The organism is Streptomyces sp. NPDC007901, from assembly GCF_042959465.1.
Taxonomy (GTDB): Bacteria; Actinomycetota; Actinomycetes; order Streptomycetales; family Streptomycetaceae; genus Streptomyces.
The window spans coordinates 132,339-149,567 of record NZ_JBIBKW010000002.1 but is presented as its reverse complement, the minus strand read 5'-3'; the positions used below and the strand labels follow the sequence as shown (position 1 = coordinate 149,567).

The 17,229-nt window shown below is 70.5% G+C and carries 17 protein-coding genes; 10 read left to right on the top strand and 7 right to left on the bottom strand.

The features are described from left to right. Positions 1 to 93: 93 nt before the first annotated feature. The 3 genes from ACFZDK_RS06370 to ACFZDK_RS06360 form a co-directional block, all read right to left on the bottom strand. The gene (locus ACFZDK_RS06370) at positions 94 to 669 is read right to left on the bottom strand and encodes a TerD family protein (RefSeq protein WP_390970324.1); all 576 of its coding nucleotides are present in this window, start codon (positions 667 to 669) and stop codon (positions 94 to 96) included. Between the two features lie 178 nt (positions 670 to 847). Further along, entirely contained in the window at positions 848 to 1,306 is a 459-nt protein-coding gene (locus ACFZDK_RS06365; protein ID WP_359208319.1) for a peroxiredoxin, read from the bottom strand. Between the two features lie 117 nt (positions 1,307 to 1,423). Then, complete coding sequence (locus ACFZDK_RS06360; protein WP_355710888.1) at positions 1,424 to 1,861, bottom strand: DUF3052 domain-containing protein; 438 nt, start codon at positions 1,859 to 1,861, stop codon at positions 1,424 to 1,426. Between the two features lie 425 nt (positions 1,862 to 2,286). Between ACFZDK_RS06360 and aceE the strand changes: the two genes are divergently transcribed. Together aceE and ACFZDK_RS06350 are read left to right on the top strand one after the other, a co-directional pair. Next, the gene (gene aceE / locus ACFZDK_RS06355) at positions 2,287 to 5,034 is read left to right on the top strand and encodes a pyruvate dehydrogenase (acetyl-transferring), homodimeric type (protein ID WP_390970322.1); all 2,748 of its coding nucleotides are present in this window, start codon (positions 2,287 to 2,289) and stop codon (positions 5,032 to 5,034) included. 76 nt (positions 5,035 to 5,110) lie between these two features. After that, positions 5,111 to 5,896, top strand: coding sequence for an ion channel (locus tag ACFZDK_RS06350; protein ID WP_390970320.1), 786 nt, complete (start codon positions 5,111 to 5,113; stop codon positions 5,894 to 5,896). Between the two features lie 57 nt (positions 5,897 to 5,953). On the opposite strand, the gene ACFZDK_RS06345 is transcribed toward ACFZDK_RS06350, so the two are convergent. Both ACFZDK_RS06345 and ACFZDK_RS06340 read right to left on the bottom strand, forming a co-directional pair. Then, positions 5,954 to 6,241 (bottom strand): small hydrophobic protein, encoded by a 288-nt coding sequence (locus ACFZDK_RS06345; protein WP_390971577.1) that lies wholly within the window; start codon positions 6,239 to 6,241, stop codon positions 5,954 to 5,956. A 225-nt stretch (positions 6,242 to 6,466) separates the two neighbouring features. After that, positions 6,467 to 8,086, bottom strand: coding sequence for a DHA2 family efflux MFS transporter permease subunit (locus tag ACFZDK_RS06340; RefSeq protein ID WP_390970318.1), 1,620 nt, complete (start codon positions 8,084 to 8,086; stop codon positions 6,467 to 6,469). 66 nt (positions 8,087 to 8,152) lie between these two features. On the opposite strand from ACFZDK_RS06340, the gene ACFZDK_RS06335 reads away from it, so the two are divergent. The 3 genes from ACFZDK_RS06335 to ACFZDK_RS06325 all read left to right on the top strand — a co-directional run bounded on the left by ACFZDK_RS06335 (position 8,153) and on the right by ACFZDK_RS06325 (position 11,012). Further along, complete coding sequence (locus ACFZDK_RS06335) at positions 8,153 to 8,779, top strand: TetR family transcriptional regulator (protein ID WP_390970316.1); 627 nt, start codon at positions 8,153 to 8,155, stop codon at positions 8,777 to 8,779. A gap of 102 nt (positions 8,780 to 8,881) precedes the next feature. Continuing rightward, entirely contained in the window at positions 8,882 to 10,099 is a 1,218-nt protein-coding gene (locus tag ACFZDK_RS06330; protein WP_390970314.1) for an alpha/beta hydrolase, read from the top strand. Between the two features lie 67 nt (positions 10,100 to 10,166). Then, positions 10,167 to 11,012: a DUF4429 domain-containing protein gene (locus tag ACFZDK_RS06325; RefSeq protein WP_390970312.1), complete on the top strand. Its 846-nt coding sequence runs from the start codon at positions 10,167 to 10,169 to the stop codon at positions 11,010 to 11,012. A 66-nt stretch (positions 11,013 to 11,078) separates the two neighbouring features. Here ACFZDK_RS06325 and ACFZDK_RS06320 read toward each other — a convergent pair whose 3' ends face one another. Next, positions 11,079 to 11,546, bottom strand: coding sequence for a MerR family transcriptional regulator (locus ACFZDK_RS06320; protein WP_390970311.1), 468 nt, complete (start codon positions 11,544 to 11,546; stop codon positions 11,079 to 11,081). A gap of 96 nt (positions 11,547 to 11,642) precedes the next feature. On the opposite strand from ACFZDK_RS06320, the gene ACFZDK_RS06315 reads away from it, so the two are divergent. Both ACFZDK_RS06315 and ACFZDK_RS06310 read left to right on the top strand, forming a co-directional pair. Next, positions 11,643 to 12,113 (top strand): GNAT family N-acetyltransferase, encoded by a 471-nt coding sequence (locus ACFZDK_RS06315; protein ID WP_390970309.1) that lies wholly within the window; start codon positions 11,643 to 11,645, stop codon positions 12,111 to 12,113. Positions 12,114 to 12,132: 19 nt separating this feature from the next. Beyond that, positions 12,133 to 12,960 carry a serine hydrolase gene (locus tag ACFZDK_RS06310; RefSeq protein ID WP_390970307.1) on the top strand — a complete coding sequence of 276 codons (828 nt, stop codon included), beginning with the start codon at positions 12,133 to 12,135 and terminating at the stop codon, positions 12,958 to 12,960. A 208-nt stretch (positions 12,961 to 13,168) separates the two neighbouring features. Here the strand turns inward: ACFZDK_RS06310 and ACFZDK_RS06305 are convergent, their stop codons facing one another. Further along, complete coding sequence (locus tag ACFZDK_RS06305; protein ID WP_390971576.1) at positions 13,169 to 13,822, bottom strand: pirin family protein; 654 nt, start codon at positions 13,820 to 13,822, stop codon at positions 13,169 to 13,171. A gap of 73 nt (positions 13,823 to 13,895) precedes the next feature. Here ACFZDK_RS06305 and fasR point away from each other — a divergent pair, with 73 nt between their 5' ends. The 3 genes from fasR (at position 13,896) to ACFZDK_RS06290 (ending at position 17,175) form a co-directional block, all read left to right on the top strand. After that, positions 13,896 to 15,101, top strand: coding sequence for a fatty acid biosynthesis transcriptional regulator FasR (gene fasR / locus ACFZDK_RS06300; protein WP_355710878.1), 1,206 nt, complete (start codon positions 13,896 to 13,898; stop codon positions 15,099 to 15,101). An 89-nt stretch (positions 15,102 to 15,190) separates the two neighbouring features. Continuing rightward, positions 15,191 to 16,126, top strand: coding sequence for an acyltransferase domain-containing protein (locus ACFZDK_RS06295; RefSeq protein WP_390970305.1), 936 nt, complete (start codon positions 15,191 to 15,193; stop codon positions 16,124 to 16,126). 17 nt (positions 16,127 to 16,143) lie between these two features. Beyond that, a complete protein-coding gene (locus ACFZDK_RS06290; protein ID WP_390970303.1) occupies positions 16,144 to 17,175 on the top strand; it encodes a beta-ketoacyl-ACP synthase 3 in 1,032 nt (343 codons plus the stop codon). Positions 17,176 to 17,229: the final 54 nt, after the last annotated feature.

Below are 17,229 nucleotides of genomic sequence, written 5' to 3'. Positions count from 1 at the left end.
TTTCTCCGGTTGTCCTGCGCGTCCGGCGCCGACCGTAAACGGTGCGGCGCCGGACAGAGCGGACTTTCGAACGCCTCCGGGCGTTCGGCTGGCTCAGACGTTGACGCCGAAGTCCTGGGCGATGCCGCGCAGGCCGGAGGCGTAGCCCTGGCCGATGGCGCGGAACTTCCACTCGGCGCCGTTGCGGTACAGCTCGCCGAAGACCATCGCGGTCTCGGTCGAGGCGTCCTCGGACAGGTCGTAACGGGCGATCTCGGCGCCGCCGGCCTGGTTGACGACGCGGATGAACGCGTTGCGGACCTGGCCGAAGGACTGCTGGCGGTTGTCGGCGTCGTAGATCGACACCGGGAACACGATCTTGTCGACGTCGGCCGGGACACCGGCCAGGTTGACCTTGATCACCTCGTCGTCGCCCTCGCCCTCACCGGTGAGGTTGTCGCCGGTGTGCTCGACCGAGCCGTCGGGGCTCTTGAGGTTGTTGAAGAAGACGAAGTTCTGGTCGCTGGCGACCTTGCCCGCCGTGTCCAGCAGCAGCGCGCTGGCGTCCAGGTCGAAGTCGGTGCCGGTGGTGGTCCGGACGTCCCACCCGAGACCGACGAGGACCGCGGTCAGGCCGGGGGCCTCCTTCGTCAGCGATACGTTGCCGCCCTTGCTGAGGCTGACTCCCACGAGTCCTCCCATGTCGTGTCAGGGGCGGGGAGCCCCCGTCGTGCGTCGGATACCGGATCAACGTCTCGATCCTAGTGACGGGTTCCCGCCCCTCGCAGGCCCTGGACCCCGAAGAATTACCGGGTGTCGGCCGTCCCGACCCCTAGGGGTTCGCTCGGGGCCTCATGGGCCGGGCGGTTCAGAGCGCGTCCAGCGCCGTCACGTACTCGTCGAGGTCGCGGGCGTCCGGCAGACCGTTGACCACGGTCCAGCGCACGACGCCCTCCTTGTCGATGACGAAGGTGCCGCGGACGGCGCAGCCCTTGCCCTCGTCGAAGACGCCGTAGGCGCGCGAGGTCTCGCCGTGCGGCCAGAAGTCGCTCAGCAGCGGGTACTCCAGGCCCTCCTGCTCGGCGAAGACGCGCAGGGTGTGGATGGAGTCGTTGGAGACGGCGAGCAGCTGGGTGTCGCGGTCCTCGAACCTCGGCAGGTTGTCGCGCAGCTCGCACAGCTCGCCGGTGCACACACCGGTGAAGGCGAACGGGTAGAACAGCAGCACCACGTTCTTCTCGCCGCGGAAGTCGGACAGCTTCACGGCCCGGCCGTGGTTGTCCTTGAGCTCGAAGTCGGGCGCCTTGTCGCCGACCTGGATCGCCATCGCTGCATCCCTTCGTAAGGGGCTGTTGGGGTGAGGACACCCTATGCGGCGACCTTCGCGCGGCGATCACGGCAGGCCGGTGGACGGGCCGGCGACCGGTCCGTCCACCGGCGGAGTTCAGCGCTTCTTGGCGGCACCCTTCGGCGTGTTCAGCCGGCTGCCGTTCCAGTCCTTGCCCACGCTGACGCTCTTGGTCTGCGAGAGGCCGGCGGTCGTGACCGCCTCGCCGATGTCGCTCGGCTCGACGTAGCCGTCGCGGCCGGTCTTCGGCGTCAGCAGCAGGATCGAGCCACCCTCTTCGAGGTAGCCGAGGGCGTCGACCAGTGCGTCCGTCAGGTCGCCGTCATCCTCACGGAACCAGAGCACCACGGCGTCTGCCACGTCGTCGTAGTCCTCGTCCATCAGCTCGCTGCCGATGGTCTCTTCGATGGACTCGCGGAGCTCCTGGTCGACGTCGTCGTCGAAGCCGATCTCCTGGACCACCTGGTCTGGCTGGAACCCCAGCCTGACGGCAGGGGTGGTCCGCTCCTCCGCGTGGTCCGCGGTCGCGCTCACGGGTTGCCTCCTGATCATGTCTTGGTGATGAACTCAGCCACGCGCGTGCGCGAAGCATTGGCCGTAGTCCACACGGGCGGGACCGATCGCGCAAGTACCCGGCCGTTCAGACCGCCGAAACGGTGACGATCCCGGCCGTGTCGCCGCAACTCCCGGCACCGTATCGCGGACGGCTGCGGCTCACACCACTCCCTTTTGCCCGCTATGCACCTTTCGGAATCATCCTCACATGCGGCGGTCGAACGAGTTTGCCAAGCACGTCACACCCCGGGCGTATCGTTGCGTTTTGGCCGTGCCCGAGTTACCTCGCGGTAGAGATGACGTGCGCTGCCCCGGGGTGGACGATGGACAGCGGTGCAGGCAGAACGCAGGGAAAACAGGAAAAAATCAGGGAATCAGTGCCCCTCTGACAGGTAAGGAACAGCGTGGCTTCCGGATCCGATCGCAACCCGATCATCATTGGCGGCCTTCCGAGTCAGGTTCCTGACTTCGATCCCGAGGAAACCCAGGAGTGGCTCGACTCGCTCGACGCCGCCGTGGACGAGCGCGGCCGGGAGCGGGCCCGCTACCTGATGCTCCGCCTGATCGAGCGGGCGCGCGAGCGGCGGGTGGCCGTACCCGAGATGCGCAGCACGGACTACGTCAACACGATCCCCACCCGGGCCGAGCCGTTCTTCCCGGGCAACGAGGAGATCGAGCGCAGGGTCCTGAACGCCACCCGCTGGAACGCGGCGGTGATGGTCTCCCGCGCGCAGCGCCCGGGCATCGGGGTCGGCGGCCACATCGCCACCTTCGCCTCCTCCGCGTCCCTCTACGACGTCGGCTTCAACCACTTCTTCCGGGGCAAGGACGACGGCCTCGGCGGCGACCAGGTCTTCTTCCAGGGCCACGCCTCCCCCGGCATCTACGCCCGCGCGTTCCTGCTCGACCGGCTCAGCGAGGCGCAGCTCGACGGCTTCCGCCAGGAGAAGTCGAAGTACCCGGACGGCCTCTCCAGCTACCCGCACCCGCGCTCCATGCCGGACTTCTGGGAGTTCCCGACCGTCTCGATGGGCCTCGGCCCGATCGGCGCGATCTACCAGGCGCGGATGAACCGCTACATGCACGCGCGCGGGATCGCCGACACCTCGAAGTCGCACGTCTGGGCGTTCCTCGGCGACGGCGAGATGGACGAGCCGGAGTCGCTCGGCCAGCTGTCCATCGCCGCCCGCGAGGGCCTGGACAACCTCACCTTCGTCGTCAACTGCAACCTGCAGCGGCTCGACGGCCCGGTGCGCGGCAACGGCAAGATCATCCAGGAGCTGGAGTCGGTCTTCCGGGGGGCCGGCTGGAACGTGATCAAGCTGGTCTGGGACCGCACCTGGGACCCGCTGCTCGCCCAGGACCGCGACGGCGTGCTCGTCAACAAGATGAACACGACCCCCGACGGTCAGTTCCAGACCTACGCCACCGAGTCCGGCGCGTACATCCGCGACCACTTCTTCGGTGACGACCAGCGGCTGCGCGCCATGGTCCAGCACATGACCGACGACCAGATCCTGCACCTGGGCCGCGGCGGCCACGACCACCGCAAGATCTACGCGGCGTTCAAGGCGGCCACCGAGCACCGGGGCCAGCCGACGGTCATCCTGGCCAAGACGATCAAGGGCTGGACGCTGGGCCCGAACTTCGAGGGCCGCAACGCCACGCACCAGATGAAGAAGCTGACGGTCGCCGACCTCAAGGGCTTCCGGGACCGCCTGCACCTGCCGATCTCCGACAAGGAGCTGGAGTCCGGCCTGCCGCCGTACTACCACCCCGGCCGGAACTCGGAGGAGATCCAGTACATGCACGACCGGCGCAAGGGCCTGGGCGGCTACGTCCCGACCCGCGTCGTACGCTCCAAGCCCCTCGCCCTCCCGGACGACAAGACGTACGCGACCGTGAAGAAGGGCACCGGCCAGCAGTCCATCGCGACCACCATGGCCTTCGTCCGTCTCCTCAAGGACCTCATGCGGGACAAGGAGCTCGGCCGTCGCTTCGTACTGATCGCGCCGGACGAGTACCGCACCTTCGGCATGGACTCCTTCTTCCCGAGCGCGAAGATCTACAACCCGCTCGGCCAGCAGTACGAGGCGGTCGACCGCGACCTGCTGCTCGCCTACAAGGAGTCGCCGACCGGCCAGATGCTGCACGACGGCATCTCGGAAGCGGGCTGTACGGCCTCCCTGATCGCGGCGGGCTCGGCCTACGCCACGCACGGCGAGCCGCTCATCCCGGTCTACGTCTTCTACTCGATGTTCGGTTTCCAGCGCACCGGCGACCAGTTCTGGCAGATGGCCGACCAGCTGGCGCGCGGTTTCGTCCTGGGCGCGACCGCCGGCCGTACGACCCTGACCGGTGAGGGCCTCCAGCACGCGGACGGCCACTCCCAGCTGCTGGCCTCGACGAACCCCGGGTGCGTGGCCTACGACCCGGCGTACTCGTACGAGATCGCGCACATCGTCCAGGACGGCCTGCGCCGCATGTACGGCGGGGACGCCGAGCACCCGCACGGCGAGGACGTCTTCTACTACCTGACCGTCTACAACGAGCCGATCCAGCACCCGGCCGAGCCGGCCGACGTGGACGTCGAGGGCATCCTCAAGGGCGTCCACCGGATCAGCGCGGGCACGGCGGGCACGGTCCCGGCGCAGATCATGGCCTCCGGTGTGGCGGTCCCCTGGGCGATCGAGGCCCAGCGGATCCTCGCCGCGGACTGGAACATCAAGGCCGACGTCTGGTCCGCCACCTCCTGGAACGAGCTGCGGCGCGAGGCCGTGGCCTGCGAGCAGCACAACCTGCTGCACCCGGAGGAGGAGCAGCGGGTGCCGTGGGTGACGCAGAAGCTGAGCGGCGCCGAGGGTCCGTTCGTGGCCGTGTCCGACTGGATGCGATCGGTTCCGGACCAGATCGCGCGCTGGGTGCCGGGCACGTACCAGTCGCTGGGCGCCGACGGCTTCGGCTTCGCCGACACGCGGGGCGCGGCGCGGCGCTTCTTCCACATCGACGCGCAGTCGATCGTGGTCGCGGTGCTGACCGAGCTGGCCCGTGAGGGCAGGCTCGACCGCTCGGTCCTCAAGCAGGCCATCGACCGCTACCAGCTGCTGGACGTCACGGCGGCGGACCCGGGCGCGGCGGGCGGCGACGCGTAGCGTCCGACCGGCGGAGCGTTCGAGGGCGGCGGGGCCATGGTCCCCGCCGCCCTTGCTCTTTCTTTACGATGCGCACATGAAGGAACAGTCCGCGCAGGCACGTTGGGAGCAGATCACCCAACGGCCGTTGCTGGCACTCGCGGTGGCCTTCGCCGTCGCCTACGCGCTGCCGATCGTGGACAGTTCCGCAGGGCACGTCCTCACCGCCGTGTGCACGGTGGCCGAGTGGGCGGTGTGGGGTTCCTTCGCCCTGGACTACCTGGTCCGGCTGGGCCTGTCGCCCCGCCGCAAGGAGTTCGTGCGGACGCACTGGATAGACCTGTGCGCGGTGGTGCTGCCGCTGCTCCAGCCGCTGCGGCTGCTACGGCTCGTCGCGACGCTGATGCTGGTGGGGCGGCGGGCCCGGATGGCCTCGCAGATCCGGCTGACGACGTACGTGGTGGGCGCGGTCGTCGGACTGCTGATGTTCGGGTCGCTGGCCGTGCTCTCGGTGGAGCGCGACTCGCCGAACGGGAACATCCGCACGCTGGGTGACGCGTTGTGGTGGTCGTTCACGACGATGACGACGGTGGGGTACGGGGACCACGCGCCCACGACCGGGCTGGGCCGGATGATCGCGGTCGGCCTGATGCTCTCGGGCATCGCCCTGCTGGGTGTGGTGACGGCGAACATCGCCACGTGGTTCATCGCCCGCTTCGAGAAGGACGACGTGGAGGAGCGGCGGCAGACGGAGGCGATCGCCGCGTTGACCGAGGAGGTACGGGCACTGCGGGCCGAAGTCACGGCGTTGCGCTCACCGGCGCCGGCGGGGTGCCGCTGCGCCCACCCGTGCCGCCCCAGCAGCACTGCCGCCCGCAGTTGAGACGGGCCCCGTAAGGGGCGCGGGGAGCTGTGCGACCAAACCCCACCGGCCCGCACGCTAGAGCGATACCCCACCCAGCCACAGCAGCGCCAGCAGCGTGTCGATCGCTCCCAGCACCACCGCCACCAGCGCCGGTACGGAACTCTTCGGGTTCCATGCCCGGCCCATGGAGAGCCAGCCGCACACAACGGCCACCGGCCCCAGCACGATCCCCAGCGCGAAGAGGCCGACAACGGCACAGATCGTGCCGATGATTCCCAGCGTGTCGCGGTCCAGCCCGCCCCGTGGACCTGTGCGGCCACGTGAACGGGGGTACCCGCGTGTTCGTTGCCCGAAGCTCGCCATCATCAACTCCTCGGTCCTCATGACCTGTTCGGGTTGATGAGCGGGTACCCCTGTTCCGCGTCCGCAGACCTGCGCGCGCTGCCCCCCTCCAGCAGCGCGCCGCAGCTCGGACAGGTCCCCCTATCCCCTGCGGAGGACCTGACCCACTGTGACCTGCGGCGCCTGCCGAGGGCGAGGGATCTTTAGCGGAGTCACCCTGATAGGTGAACTCCGCCCGAAGATGCGTCAGATGTGGCCGACACCCGCGTCGGCGCCCGCGTTCTCGCCGCGCTTGGTGAGCAGCGCGACCAGGATCGCGACCGCGGCCACGCCCGCCGCGACCAGCGAGGCGAGGCTCATGCCGGAGATGAACGTGTCGTGGGCGACGTCGGTGATCTTCGCGGCGATCGCCTCGGGCGTGCCCTTGGCGACCGGCGCGACCCCGACCTGGACCGCCTCGGAGGCCTGGGCCAGCTGCGCCGGGGTCAGCTTCGGCAGCCCCGCGTCGGCCCAGTTGCCCGCCAGGTCGCCGTCGACCTTGGAGGCCATCACGGCGCCGAGCACGGCCGTACCCAGGCTGCCGCCGATCTGCATCGCGGCCTGCTGGAGACCGCCGGCCACGCCGGAGAGCTCCATCGGCGCGTTGCCGACGATGACCTCGGTGGCGCCGACCATGACCGGCGCGAGGCCGAGGCCCAGCAGGGCGAACCAGACGGCCATGATCCCGCTGCCGGTGTCCGCCTTGAGGGTGGACATGCCGTACATGGCGATCGCGGTGGCCGCCATGCCGCCGGCCAGCGGGATGCGCGGGCCGAGCTTGGTGATCGCGGCGCCGGCCAGCGGCGAGCCGACGATCATCATGCCGGTGAGCGGGAGCAGGTGGAGGCCGGCGTCGACCGGATCCATGCCGTGCACGTTCTGGAGGTAGAACGTCACGAAGAACAGGCCGCCCATGAAGGCGATGGCCATGAGGACCATCAGCACCACGCCCGCGGCGAGCGGGACCGAGCGGAACAGGCCGAGCGGGATCAGCGGCTCCTTGACCCGGGTCTCCCAGAAGGAGAAGAGGGCAAAGCCGAGGACGGACGCGGCGATGAAGGCCCACGTCTTGCCGTCGCCCCAGCCCCAGGCCGGCGCCTTGATGAGCGCCCACACCAGGCAGAACATCGCGCCGGAGAGCAGCGCGATGCCGGGCAGGTCGAAGGAGCGCGGGGCGTTCTCCGCGCGGTGGTCGAGCAGCATCACGATGCCGAGGGCCAGGGCGATCGCACCGACCGGCACGTTGATGAAGAACACCGACTGCCAGCTGACGTGCTGCACCAGCACACCGCCGAGGATCGGGCCGCCCGCGGTGGAGGCGCCGATGACCATGCCCCAGATGCCGATCGCCATGTTGAGCTTCTCGGCCGGGAAGGTGGCCCGCAGCAGGCCGAGCGCGGCCGGCATCAGAAGCGCGCCGAACAGGCCCTGGAAGACCCGGAAGGTGACGACCGCGCCGATGCTGCTGGAGAGGCCGATGGCCCCGGACGCGGCGGCGAAGCCGACCACGCCGACGAGGAAGGTCTGCCGGTGGCCGAAGCGGTCGCCGAGCTTGCCCGCGGTGATCAGGGAGACCGCGAGGGCGAGGAAGTAGCCGTTGGTGATCCACTGCACCTGGGCGAAGGTGGCGCCGAGGTCCTTCTGGATCGCGGGGTTGGCGATGGCCACGATGGTGCCGTCGAGGGCCACCATCATGACCCCGACGGCGACGGTTATCAGGGTGAACCAGGGGTGGCCGCGCAGGCCGGCGGCCGGCGGCCGGTCCGCCGGGGCCGCGGGTGCCGCGTCCCCCGGTCCCGCCGCGTCGATCGTGGTCTGACTAGTCATGTGCGCGAGGCTAGTGACAGCCACTGACAGTTGACAAACAAATTCACTAGTCAGTAACTGTCAGGTATGGAAACGCTGCGCGAACGCAAGAAACAGCGCACCCGGGACACGCTGCTGCGGTCCGCGCTCGAGCTGTTCGTGACCCAGGGGTACGAGCGCACCACCGTCGACGAGATCGCCGAGTCCGTCGACGTCTCGCAGCGCACCTTCTTCCGCTACTTCGCGAGCAAGGAGGAGGTGGCCTTCTTCGTGCCGCGGATCACCGAGGCGCACTACGTCGAGGCGGTGCGCGGCCGCCCGGCCGAGGAGACCCCGCTGGAGGCGCTGCGCCGGTCGGTCATGGACAGCTGGGACACCATCGGGGAGGCCATCGAGCGGTACGTCCCGGTCGAACTGCTCATGCGCACCTACAAGATGATCGAGGCGACCCCGGCCCTGTTCGCCGCCCATCTGCGGCGCCAGTCGGAGACCGAGGAGGAGATCGCGCGGATCATCGCCGAACGGGAGGGCGTCGACTTCGCCACCGACCCGAGGCCCCGGCTGGTGGTGGCGCTCTTCGGCGCGGTCATCCGGGTCACCCAGCGGGAGTGGTCGGTCGGTGACGACTTCAGCGTCACGGCGATCCGCGAACTCACCGCGTCCTACCTCGATCAGGTGGGACCGGCGCTCACCGGGAACTGGCGGACGGGCTGAGTCCCGCCACACGGGCCTGAGATGGGGCTCACGTTTGCCGAAACGTGATAACTGTCACTCCGTTACCGCGAGACCCTCTCGTTCTCCTAGTGTGTCCTCCCAGTGACTTCCTTCGACACCTCCCCGCCACTCAACGTCTGGCGCGCGCTCCTCGCCCTGGCCGTGGTGTTCGTGATGCTCGCGACCACCGGCTGGACGGCCCTGCGCGCCCACCGCGAGACCACCGCCCTGCAGACCTCCCTCGACAAGTGGGAGCACGGCAGCGTCCATGGTCTCCACTTGCCGGACCCGGAGGCGTCGCCCGCGCGGCTCACCCGTTTCTTCGCGTCGCTCACCGCACAGGAGCGCGACCGGCTCGTCCACCGCTACCCGCTCGCGGTCGGCAACATGAACGGCGCCCCGGTCGGACTGCGTTACCGCGCCAACCACATCGCCCTCGGCCAGCAGCGCGCCGTCGAGAAGAAACGCATGCACGACCCCCGGCTCACCGCGGCCGGGCAACAGGACGCGGGCCGTCGTATGCACCGCTACGAGGCGCTGCTGGCGAACGGCCGGCAGATCCTCGCCTTCGACCCGGACGGCAGCGGCCGGGTCGCCGAGGTGTTCGGCGACCTCACCAGGGCCGAGCGGATCTCCGTCGTCGTCCCCGGCGTCGACACCGACCTGCTCACCTTCCAGAAGACGAACCGCCAGTACACCGCGCCGGTCGGCATGGCCAGGGCGCTCTACAAGGCGGAGCACACCGCGCGCCCCACGACCCGCACGGCGGTGATCGCCTGGGCCGACTACACCGCGCCCGACGGGCTCGGGGTGGACGCGGCGACCGGCATGGCCGCCGAGCAGGGCGCCGTACGCCTCAACGCACTGCTGCGGGCCCTGCCGGGCGAGGCGCCGGTGTCGATGTTCTGCCACAGCTACGGCTCGGTGGTCTGCGGGGTCGCCGCGCACGCCATGCCGGACCGGGTGGCCGACATAGCGGTGGCCGCGAGCCCCGGGATGCGGGTCGAGAAGGCCTCGCACCTGGACACCTCGGCCCGGGTGTGGGCGATGCGGGACGCCACCGACTGGATCCAGGACGTCCCCTATCTGGAGTTCGGCGGACTCGGCCACGGCGCCGACCCGGTCTCCTCCTCCTTCGGGGCGCGGGTGCTGTCGGCACACGACGCACAGGGCCACGCCGGCTACTTCGAGCCGGGCACCGACAGCCTGCGCAACCTCGCCGACATCGGGGTTGGCGCGTACGGCGCGGTCACCTGTGCCCACGACGATGACGGGTGCCGGGCGGGTTTGTCCGGCACCTCGACGGCCGGACGCGCGTAGAGACAGCAGGAAGTGCGGTATGCGCGGGGATGGGACGGGGAAGCACGTGCCGCATACGATGAGCCGCATGGGTGACGTACTGGCCGGATTTCATGCCGCCTGGGAGTTCGAGTCCGACTCCGTGCTCATCCGCTACGAACGGGGGATTCGAACACCCAAGCTGTTCCAGGCCCTGGGCGAACGCCGGGTGCCGCTGGCCGCGCTGGAGCGGGTGACGGTGTCGCCGGGCAAACGGGGCACGGTCGTACTGCGGGCCGAGCCGCGCCCCGGTGCGGATCCGCTGATCGAGGCGGCGGCCGGACAGCTGAAGGACGGCAGCGACCCGTACCGGTTGGTGCTCCCCGCCGAGCGGGAGACCCTCGCGGAGTACTACGCCGACGAACTGCGGCCGCTGCTCGCCGGGTCCGGACCGGCCGAAAGGTTTCTGGTCGCCGCGCCCGAGGCGCCCCGGCAGTTCAAGGCGTACGACGGGAAGGCCAGCTTCGACGGCAGAGCCGTGCACTTCCGGTGGTCCTGGACGGGCGCCTCCACCGCGAAGTGGAAGGCCGGCGACCAGAGCTTCGCGGTGACCGATCTGGCGGGTGTGGAGTGGCGGTCGCCCGAGGTCTTCGAGGGGCATCTGCGGCTGCTGCGCCGCAGCCACACGGGGGCGGCGGTACCGGCGGACCAGGATCCCGCGACCGTGGTGTTCGGGCTGGGGTACGGGCCCGTGCACGAGTCGCTGCCGTTCGCGGCGGCGGTGCTGGAGACGGTGCGGGCGAAGGGGGCCGCAGCGGTGCCGGTGCAGGCGGGGCGGCGGGACCCCGCCGACATCGCCGAGCGGATTCGTCATCTGGGGGAGCTGCATTCGGCGGGGTTGATCACCGACGAGGAGTTCTCCGTGAAGAAGGCGGAGTTGTTGGCGGAGCTGTGAGGGCTTGTCGCGCCCACGCGGCGGTAGCCGCACATCGATACGGCCCCGCGCCCCTGAAGGGGCGCTTCAGTCGCCGCCCTTTTCATAGAAGCTGATCTTGCGGTCCAGTACCGACAGGGTGTCGTGCAGTTCGGCGATCCTCGAGACGACGTCCCTGCGCGTCTGTTCCAGGAGCTCGCGGCGCTCGGGGTAGGTCGTCTCGCCCTCCCTCACCAGCTCCGCGTATCGCACCATGTCGGCCACCGGCATGCCGGTCAGGCGGAGCTTGGTCACGAAGTCCAGCCAGTCGAGGTCGCGGTTGGTGTAGCGGCGCTGGCCGGTGTGGGAGCGGTCGATGTGGGACATCAGGCCGATGCGCTCGTACCAGCGCAGGGTGTGGGCGGTCAGGCCGGTGACGGCGACGACCTCGCTGATCGTGTAGCGGTCCTGGCCCTCGGGGCGCGGGTGCCGCACGGGGGCGGCGGTACAGCTGTCGGCGAGAGTGCCGGATCCCTGGTCGGCGGGGGCCGCGGTCGTGGTCTGCATCACCGTCATACGCCCACGCTATGACCTTCGAGTGGGCTCGAAGCAAGTGGATTCGGTAAGAAATACGCACGACGCGCGGGCCGGGTGGTGGCTAGCGTGCCCGGCATGAGTCTCGTACGCCGTGCCGGGCCCGAGGACGCGCCGGAAGTGCTGCGCCTGCGCCAGGTCATGATCGATTCCATGTTCGAGGCGGACGGCCCCACGGAGTGGCACGCCGAGTCGCTGCCGACGCTCCGAGCCCGGCTCGGCGCGGCCGACGGGGACTTCGCCGCGTTCGTCGTCGATCATCCGGAGCGGCCGGGGGCGCTGGCCGCACTGGTCGTGGGGACACTGGAGTACCGGATCGGCCGGGCCGGCAATCCGCACGGGCGGGTGGGACACGTCTTCAGCGTGGCGACCGACCCGGACGCCCGGCGCCGGGGGTACGCCCGGGCGTGCATGGCGGAGCTGCTGGAGTGGTTTCGGGAGCGGGGCGCCGCACAGGTCGACCTGAACGCGTCGGCCCAGGCGGAGCCGCTGTACGCCTCGCTGGGCTTCGTCCGCAAGCCGGACCCCTCGATGCGGCTGACGCTCTGAGCCGCTTAGGCTCGGGGCCATGTCGTCCTTGAACAGCCTCGCGTCCATCGAGAACTGGCCCGTGCCCACCGCCGCGGCGGGTGCGGTACGGGCCGACGGGACGGTCCTGGGCACCCACGGGCCGGCCGGGCACCGCTTCCCGCTGGCCTCCGTCACCAAGCCGCTCGCGGCGTACGCGGTGCTCGTGGCGTACGAGGAGGGGGCCCTCGACCTCGACGAGCCGGCGGGGCCGGACGGAGCGACGGTACGGCATCTGCTCGCGCACACCTCGGGGCTGGCCTTCGACGAACACCGGGTGACGGCGCCGCCCGGGGAGCGGCGGCTGTACTCCAACGCCGGGTTCGAGGTGCTCGGCGACCATGTCGCCAAGGCCACGGAGATCCCGTTCGCGGAGTATCTGCGGCAGGCGGTGCTGGAGCCCCTGGGCATGACGTCGACCTCGCTGGAGGGCTCACCGGCCAAGGACGGCGTCTCGTCGGTGTCCGACCTGCTGCGCTTCGCGGCGGAGCTGCAGGCACCGCGGCTGCTGGACCCGCGGACGGTGGCGGAGGCGACGCTGACCGTCCAATACCCCGGCACGAAGGGCGTGTTGCCGGGCTACGGCCATCAGAACCCCAACGACTGGGGGCTGGGCTTCGAGATCCGCGACGGCAAGGCGCCGCACTGGACGGGGAGTTCGTCCTCGCCCCGGACGTTCGGCCACTTCGGCCAGTCGGGCACGTTCCTGTGGGTGGACCCGGCGGCCGGGGTGGCGTGCGTCGCCCTCACGGATCGGGCCTTCGGCCCCTGGGCAGTTGAAGCATGGCCGGTGTTCACGGACTCGGTGCTGGCGGAGTCGCGCGGCTGAGGTGGGTGGGGGAGGGACGCTTACCGGCGCCGGCAGGGTGCCGCCCGCGCCCACCCTCGCCGCCCTGCGGCACGCCTGCCCGCGGCTGAATGAATGAGAGACGCGGCTGTGCAGCGCCCCGTCAGGGGCGCGGGGCCCTGTCGATTTTCGGCTCCGCCGCGTGGGCGCGACCAGCCCCCACCGGCCCGCAGGCGCACGACGGCGGCGACTACCCCGCCATCTCCCACATCAGCAGTTCAGCCGGCGTCAGCCCCTCCGCCTCCAACCCCTCCGCCCCCACGACCCGCGCCGAATCCCCGGGCCCCAACGGCTCTCCCCCCAGCCGCACTTCCCCCCGCACCACATACACATACACATACGCCCCGTCCGGCACCGCGGTCCGCTCCCCCGCAACCAGCCTGCGGACGTGCAGCATCGCGCCTGCCTCCGGGACGGCGTACGGCGTCGAGTCGGCGATGCCGCGGACGATCTCGTACGACGGCTCGCCGCCGGGGCGTACCGGGGCCAGCCACATCTGGACGAAGATCAGCGGCTCCGCGCCGTCGTTGCGCTCGACGTGGCGGACGCCCCCCGCCGAGCTGAGCCGCTGGACGTCACCGCGGCGGACCACCGTCTCGTTGCCCTCGGAGTCGCGGTGGGTGAGCTCGCCCTCGACCACCCACGTCACGATCTCGGTGTGGCTGTGCGGGTGCTCGTCGAAGCCCGCGCCCGGCGCCAGCCGCTCCTCGTTGCAGGCGATGACCGCGCCGAAGCGGAGGTTGTCGGGGTCGTAGTGCGGGCCGAAGGAGAAGGCGTGCCGGGACTCGATCCCGGTCGCCGGGTCACCTCCGGGATAGCGCTCCGCCGCGCGCCTGACGTCCATCACGGCACCACGGTAGACCGCTGCCGGCACCCGGCGGCGCATGCTCCCGTCCGGATAAGGCAGTCTTGTCCACGTGCCCGAACCCGTAACGCGCAAGTCCGATCCCCTGGCTCATCCGGTCCACCCGCACTCCGCGACCCTGAAGCGGCTGGAGAAGTCGTCCGGCAGCCTCGCCGCCCAGGCCATCGCACGCATGGACGAGAGCCTGTCGTGGTACCGGGCCATGCCCCCGGAGAACCGCTCCTGGATCGGGCTCGTCGCCCAGGCGGGCATCGCGGCCTTCACCGAGTGGTTCCGGCATCCCGACGCCCCGCAGGCGATCTCCACGGACGTGTTCGGGACCGCGCCGCGCGAGCTGACCCGGGCGATCACGCTGCGGCAGACCGTGGAGATGGTCCGGACGACCATCGAGGTCATGGAGTCCGCCATCGACGAGGTGGCGGCGCCCGGCGACGAGAGGGTGCTGCGCGAGGCGCTGCTCGTCTACGCCCGGGAGATCGCCTTCGCCACCGCCCAGGTGTACGCCCAGGCCGCCGAGGCACGGGGTGCCTGGGACGCGCGGCTGGAGTCGCTGGTCGTGAACGCGGTGCTGAGCGGGGAGGCCGACGAGGGCGCGGTGAGCAGGGCCGCGGCGCTCGGGTGGAACTCGCCGGACAACGTGTGCGTCGTGCTCGGGACCGCGCCCGACGGGGACAGCGAGCTGACCGTCGAGGCCATCCGGCGGGCCGCCCGGCACGCCAAGCTGCAGGTGCTGACGGGTGTGCTCGGGGACCGGCTGGTCGTCATCGCGGGCGGCAACGACAACCCGCTGGCCGTCGCCAAGTCGCTGATCGGCCCTTATGCCGCCGGGCCGGTCGTCGCGGGTCCTGTGGTGCCGGACCTGCTGGCGGCCACCCGGTCCGCGCAGGCCGCCGCCGCGGGCCTCAAGGCCTGCTCCGCCTGGCAGGACGCGCCGCGGCCCGTGCTGGCGGACGATCTGCTCCCGGAGCGCGCCATCGCGGGCGATCCGAGCGCCCGTGAGCAGTTGGTGGAGGAGATCTACAGACCGCTGGAAGAAGCCGGTTCGGCGCTGCTGGAAACACTGAGCGTCTATCTGGAACAGGCGAGCAGCCTGGAGGGCGCGGCCCGGATGCTCTTCGTCCACCCGAACACCGTGCGCTACCGGCTCCGACGTGTGACTGACGTCACCGGATGGTCGCCATCCGATGTACGATCCGCCTTCACGCTGCGGATCGCGCTGATCCTGGGGCGTCTGGTCGATGGAGATCCCCAACCATAGGATTTTGTCGGGGCCCCACAAAACCCCTTCGTGTTCTTCGTCCTTGTCCCCACGGGCGGCCGTGGCCGTCAACAAGAGAGAGTGTGAGAGTGCTCGTACTCGTCGCTCCCGGCCAGGGCGCCCAGACGCCCGGCTTCCTGACCCCCTGGCTCGACCTCCCCGGTGTGGAGGCCCGTCTGCGTGCCTGGTCCGAGGTGATCGGCCTCGATCTGGTGCACTACGGCACGGACGCCGACGCGGACGAGATCCGGGACACCGCGGTGGCCCAGCCGCTGCTCGTCGCCGCCGGACTGGTGTCCGCCGTGGCACTCAGTGCCTATGCATCTGCCGCTGACGCGGCGGGCGCCCCGGGTGCGGTCGCCGGGCACAGCGTCGGGGAGATCACCGCCGCCGCCGTCGCCGGTGTGCTGAGCGAGGACGAGGCGCTGACCCTCGTACGCAAGCGCGGGCTGGCGATGGCCGAGGCCGCCGCGATCACCGCGACCGGTATGTCGGCGCTGCTCGGCGGCGACCCGGACGTCTCGGTCGCGCACCTGGAGAAGCTGGGCCTGACCCCGGCGAACATCAACGGCGCGGGGCAGATCGTCGCGGCCGGCACCCTGGAGCAGCTCGCGGCGCTCGCCGAGGACAAGCCCGAGGGGGTCCGCAAGGTCATCGCCCTCAAGGTCGCCGGCGCCTTCCACACGCACCACATGGGCCCCGCGGTCGACAAGCTGGCCGAGGCCGCCAAGGAACTCTCGCCCGCCGACCCGAAGCTGACCTACGTCTCCAACAAGGACGGGCGGACCGTCGCCTCCGGCGGCGAGGTCGTGGACCGGCTGGTCGGCCAGGTCGCCAACCCGGTCCGCTGGGACCTGTGCATGGAGACCTTCCAGGAGCTCGGCGTCACCGCCCTCCTGGAGCTGTGCCCCGGCGGCACCCTGACCGGCCTGGCCAAGCGTGCCCTCCCCGGCGTCAAGACGCTCGCCCTGAAGACCCCCGACGACCTCGACGCGGCCCGCGAGCTCATCGCCGAGCACAGCTGAATTAGGAGCGCACTGCGATGTCGAAGATCAAGCCCAGCAAGGGTGCCCCGTACGCGCGCATCCTCGGCGTCGGCGGCTACCGCCCGACCCGCGTGGTGCCGAACGAGGTGATCCTCGAGAAGATCGACTCCTCCGACGAGTGGATCCGGTCGCGCTCCGGCATCGAGACCCGGCACTGGGCGGGCCCCGAGGAGACGGTCGCCGCGATGTCGATCGAGGCCGCCGGCAAGGCGATCGCGGACGCGGGCATCTCCGCCGAGCAGATCGGCGCCGTGGTCGTCTCGACCGTCTCGCACTTCAGCCAGACCCCGGCCGTCGCCACCGAGATCGCCGACAAGCTCGGCACCGACAAGGCCGCCGCCTTCGACATCTCGGCCGGCTGCGCGGGCTTCGGCTACGGCCTCACCCTCGCCAAGGGCATGATCGTGGAAGGCTCCGCCCAACACGTGCTCGTCATCGGCGTGGAGCGGCTCAGCGACCTCACCGACCTGGAGGACCGGGCCACCGCCTTCCTGTTCGGCGACGGCGCGGGCGCGGTCGTGGTCGGCCCCTCGCAGGAGCCGGCGATCGGCCCGACGGTGTGGGGGTCGGAGGGCGACAAGTCCGAGACCATCAAGCAGACCGTGCCCTGGGACAAGTTCCACGTCGGCGACGTCACGAACCTGCCCCTGGACAGCGAGGGGAACATCAAGTTCCCGGCGATCACGCAGGAGGGCCAGGCGGTGTTCCGCTGGGCCGTGTTCGAGATGGCGAAGGTCGCTCAGCAGGCGCTGGACGCGGCCGGGATCAGCGCGGACGACCTGGACGTCTTCATCCCGCACCAGGCCAATGTGCGCATCATCGACTCGATGGTGAAGACTCTCAAGCTGCCGGAGCACGTCACGGTCGCCCGTGACATCCGCACCACCGGCAACACGTCGGCCGCCTCGATCCCGCTCGCGATGGAGCGGCTCCTGGCGACCGGCGAGGCGAAGAGCGGCGACACCGCGCTCGTCATCGGGTTCGGGGCGGGTCTCGTCTACGCCGCCACTGTCGTTACCCTCCCCTAGGCACTCCGTGCCGGATCATGCATCCGGTACGGGAACGCCGTCAGCACCACCGCA

Coding starts and splice junctions, on each gene's coding strand:
- ACFZDK_RS06365 (WP_359208319.1), bottom strand. CDS start 1,306: ATGGCGATCCAGGTCGGCGACAAGGCGCCCGACTTCGAGCTCAAGGAC.
- ACFZDK_RS06350 (WP_390970320.1), top strand. CDS start 5,111: ATGAAGGAACAGTCCGCGCAGGCACGTTGGGAGCAGATCACCCAACGG.
- ACFZDK_RS06345 (WP_390971577.1), bottom strand. CDS start 6,241: ATGGCGAGCTTCGGGCAACGAACACGCGGGTACCCCCGTTCACGTGGC.
- ACFZDK_RS06340 (WP_390970318.1), bottom strand. CDS start 8,086: ATGACTAGTCAGACCACGATCGACGCGGCGGGACCGGGGGACGCGGCA.
- ACFZDK_RS06335 (WP_390970316.1), top strand. CDS start 8,153: ATGGAAACGCTGCGCGAACGCAAGAAACAGCGCACCCGGGACACGCTG.
- ACFZDK_RS06325 (WP_390970312.1), top strand. CDS start 10,167: ATGGGTGACGTACTGGCCGGATTTCATGCCGCCTGGGAGTTCGAGTCC.
- ACFZDK_RS06320 (WP_390970311.1), bottom strand. CDS start 11,546: ATGACGGTGATGCAGACCACGACCGCGGCCCCCGCCGACCAGGGATCC.
- ACFZDK_RS06315 (WP_390970309.1), top strand. CDS start 11,643: ATGAGTCTCGTACGCCGTGCCGGGCCCGAGGACGCGCCGGAAGTGCTG.
- ACFZDK_RS06310 (WP_390970307.1), top strand. CDS start 12,133: ATGTCGTCCTTGAACAGCCTCGCGTCCATCGAGAACTGGCCCGTGCCC.
- ACFZDK_RS06305 (WP_390971576.1), bottom strand. CDS start 13,822: ATGGACGTCAGGCGCGCGGCGGAGCGCTATCCCGGAGGTGACCCGGCG.
- ACFZDK_RS06290 (WP_390970303.1), top strand. CDS start 16,144: ATGTCGAAGATCAAGCCCAGCAAGGGTGCCCCGTACGCGCGCATCCTC.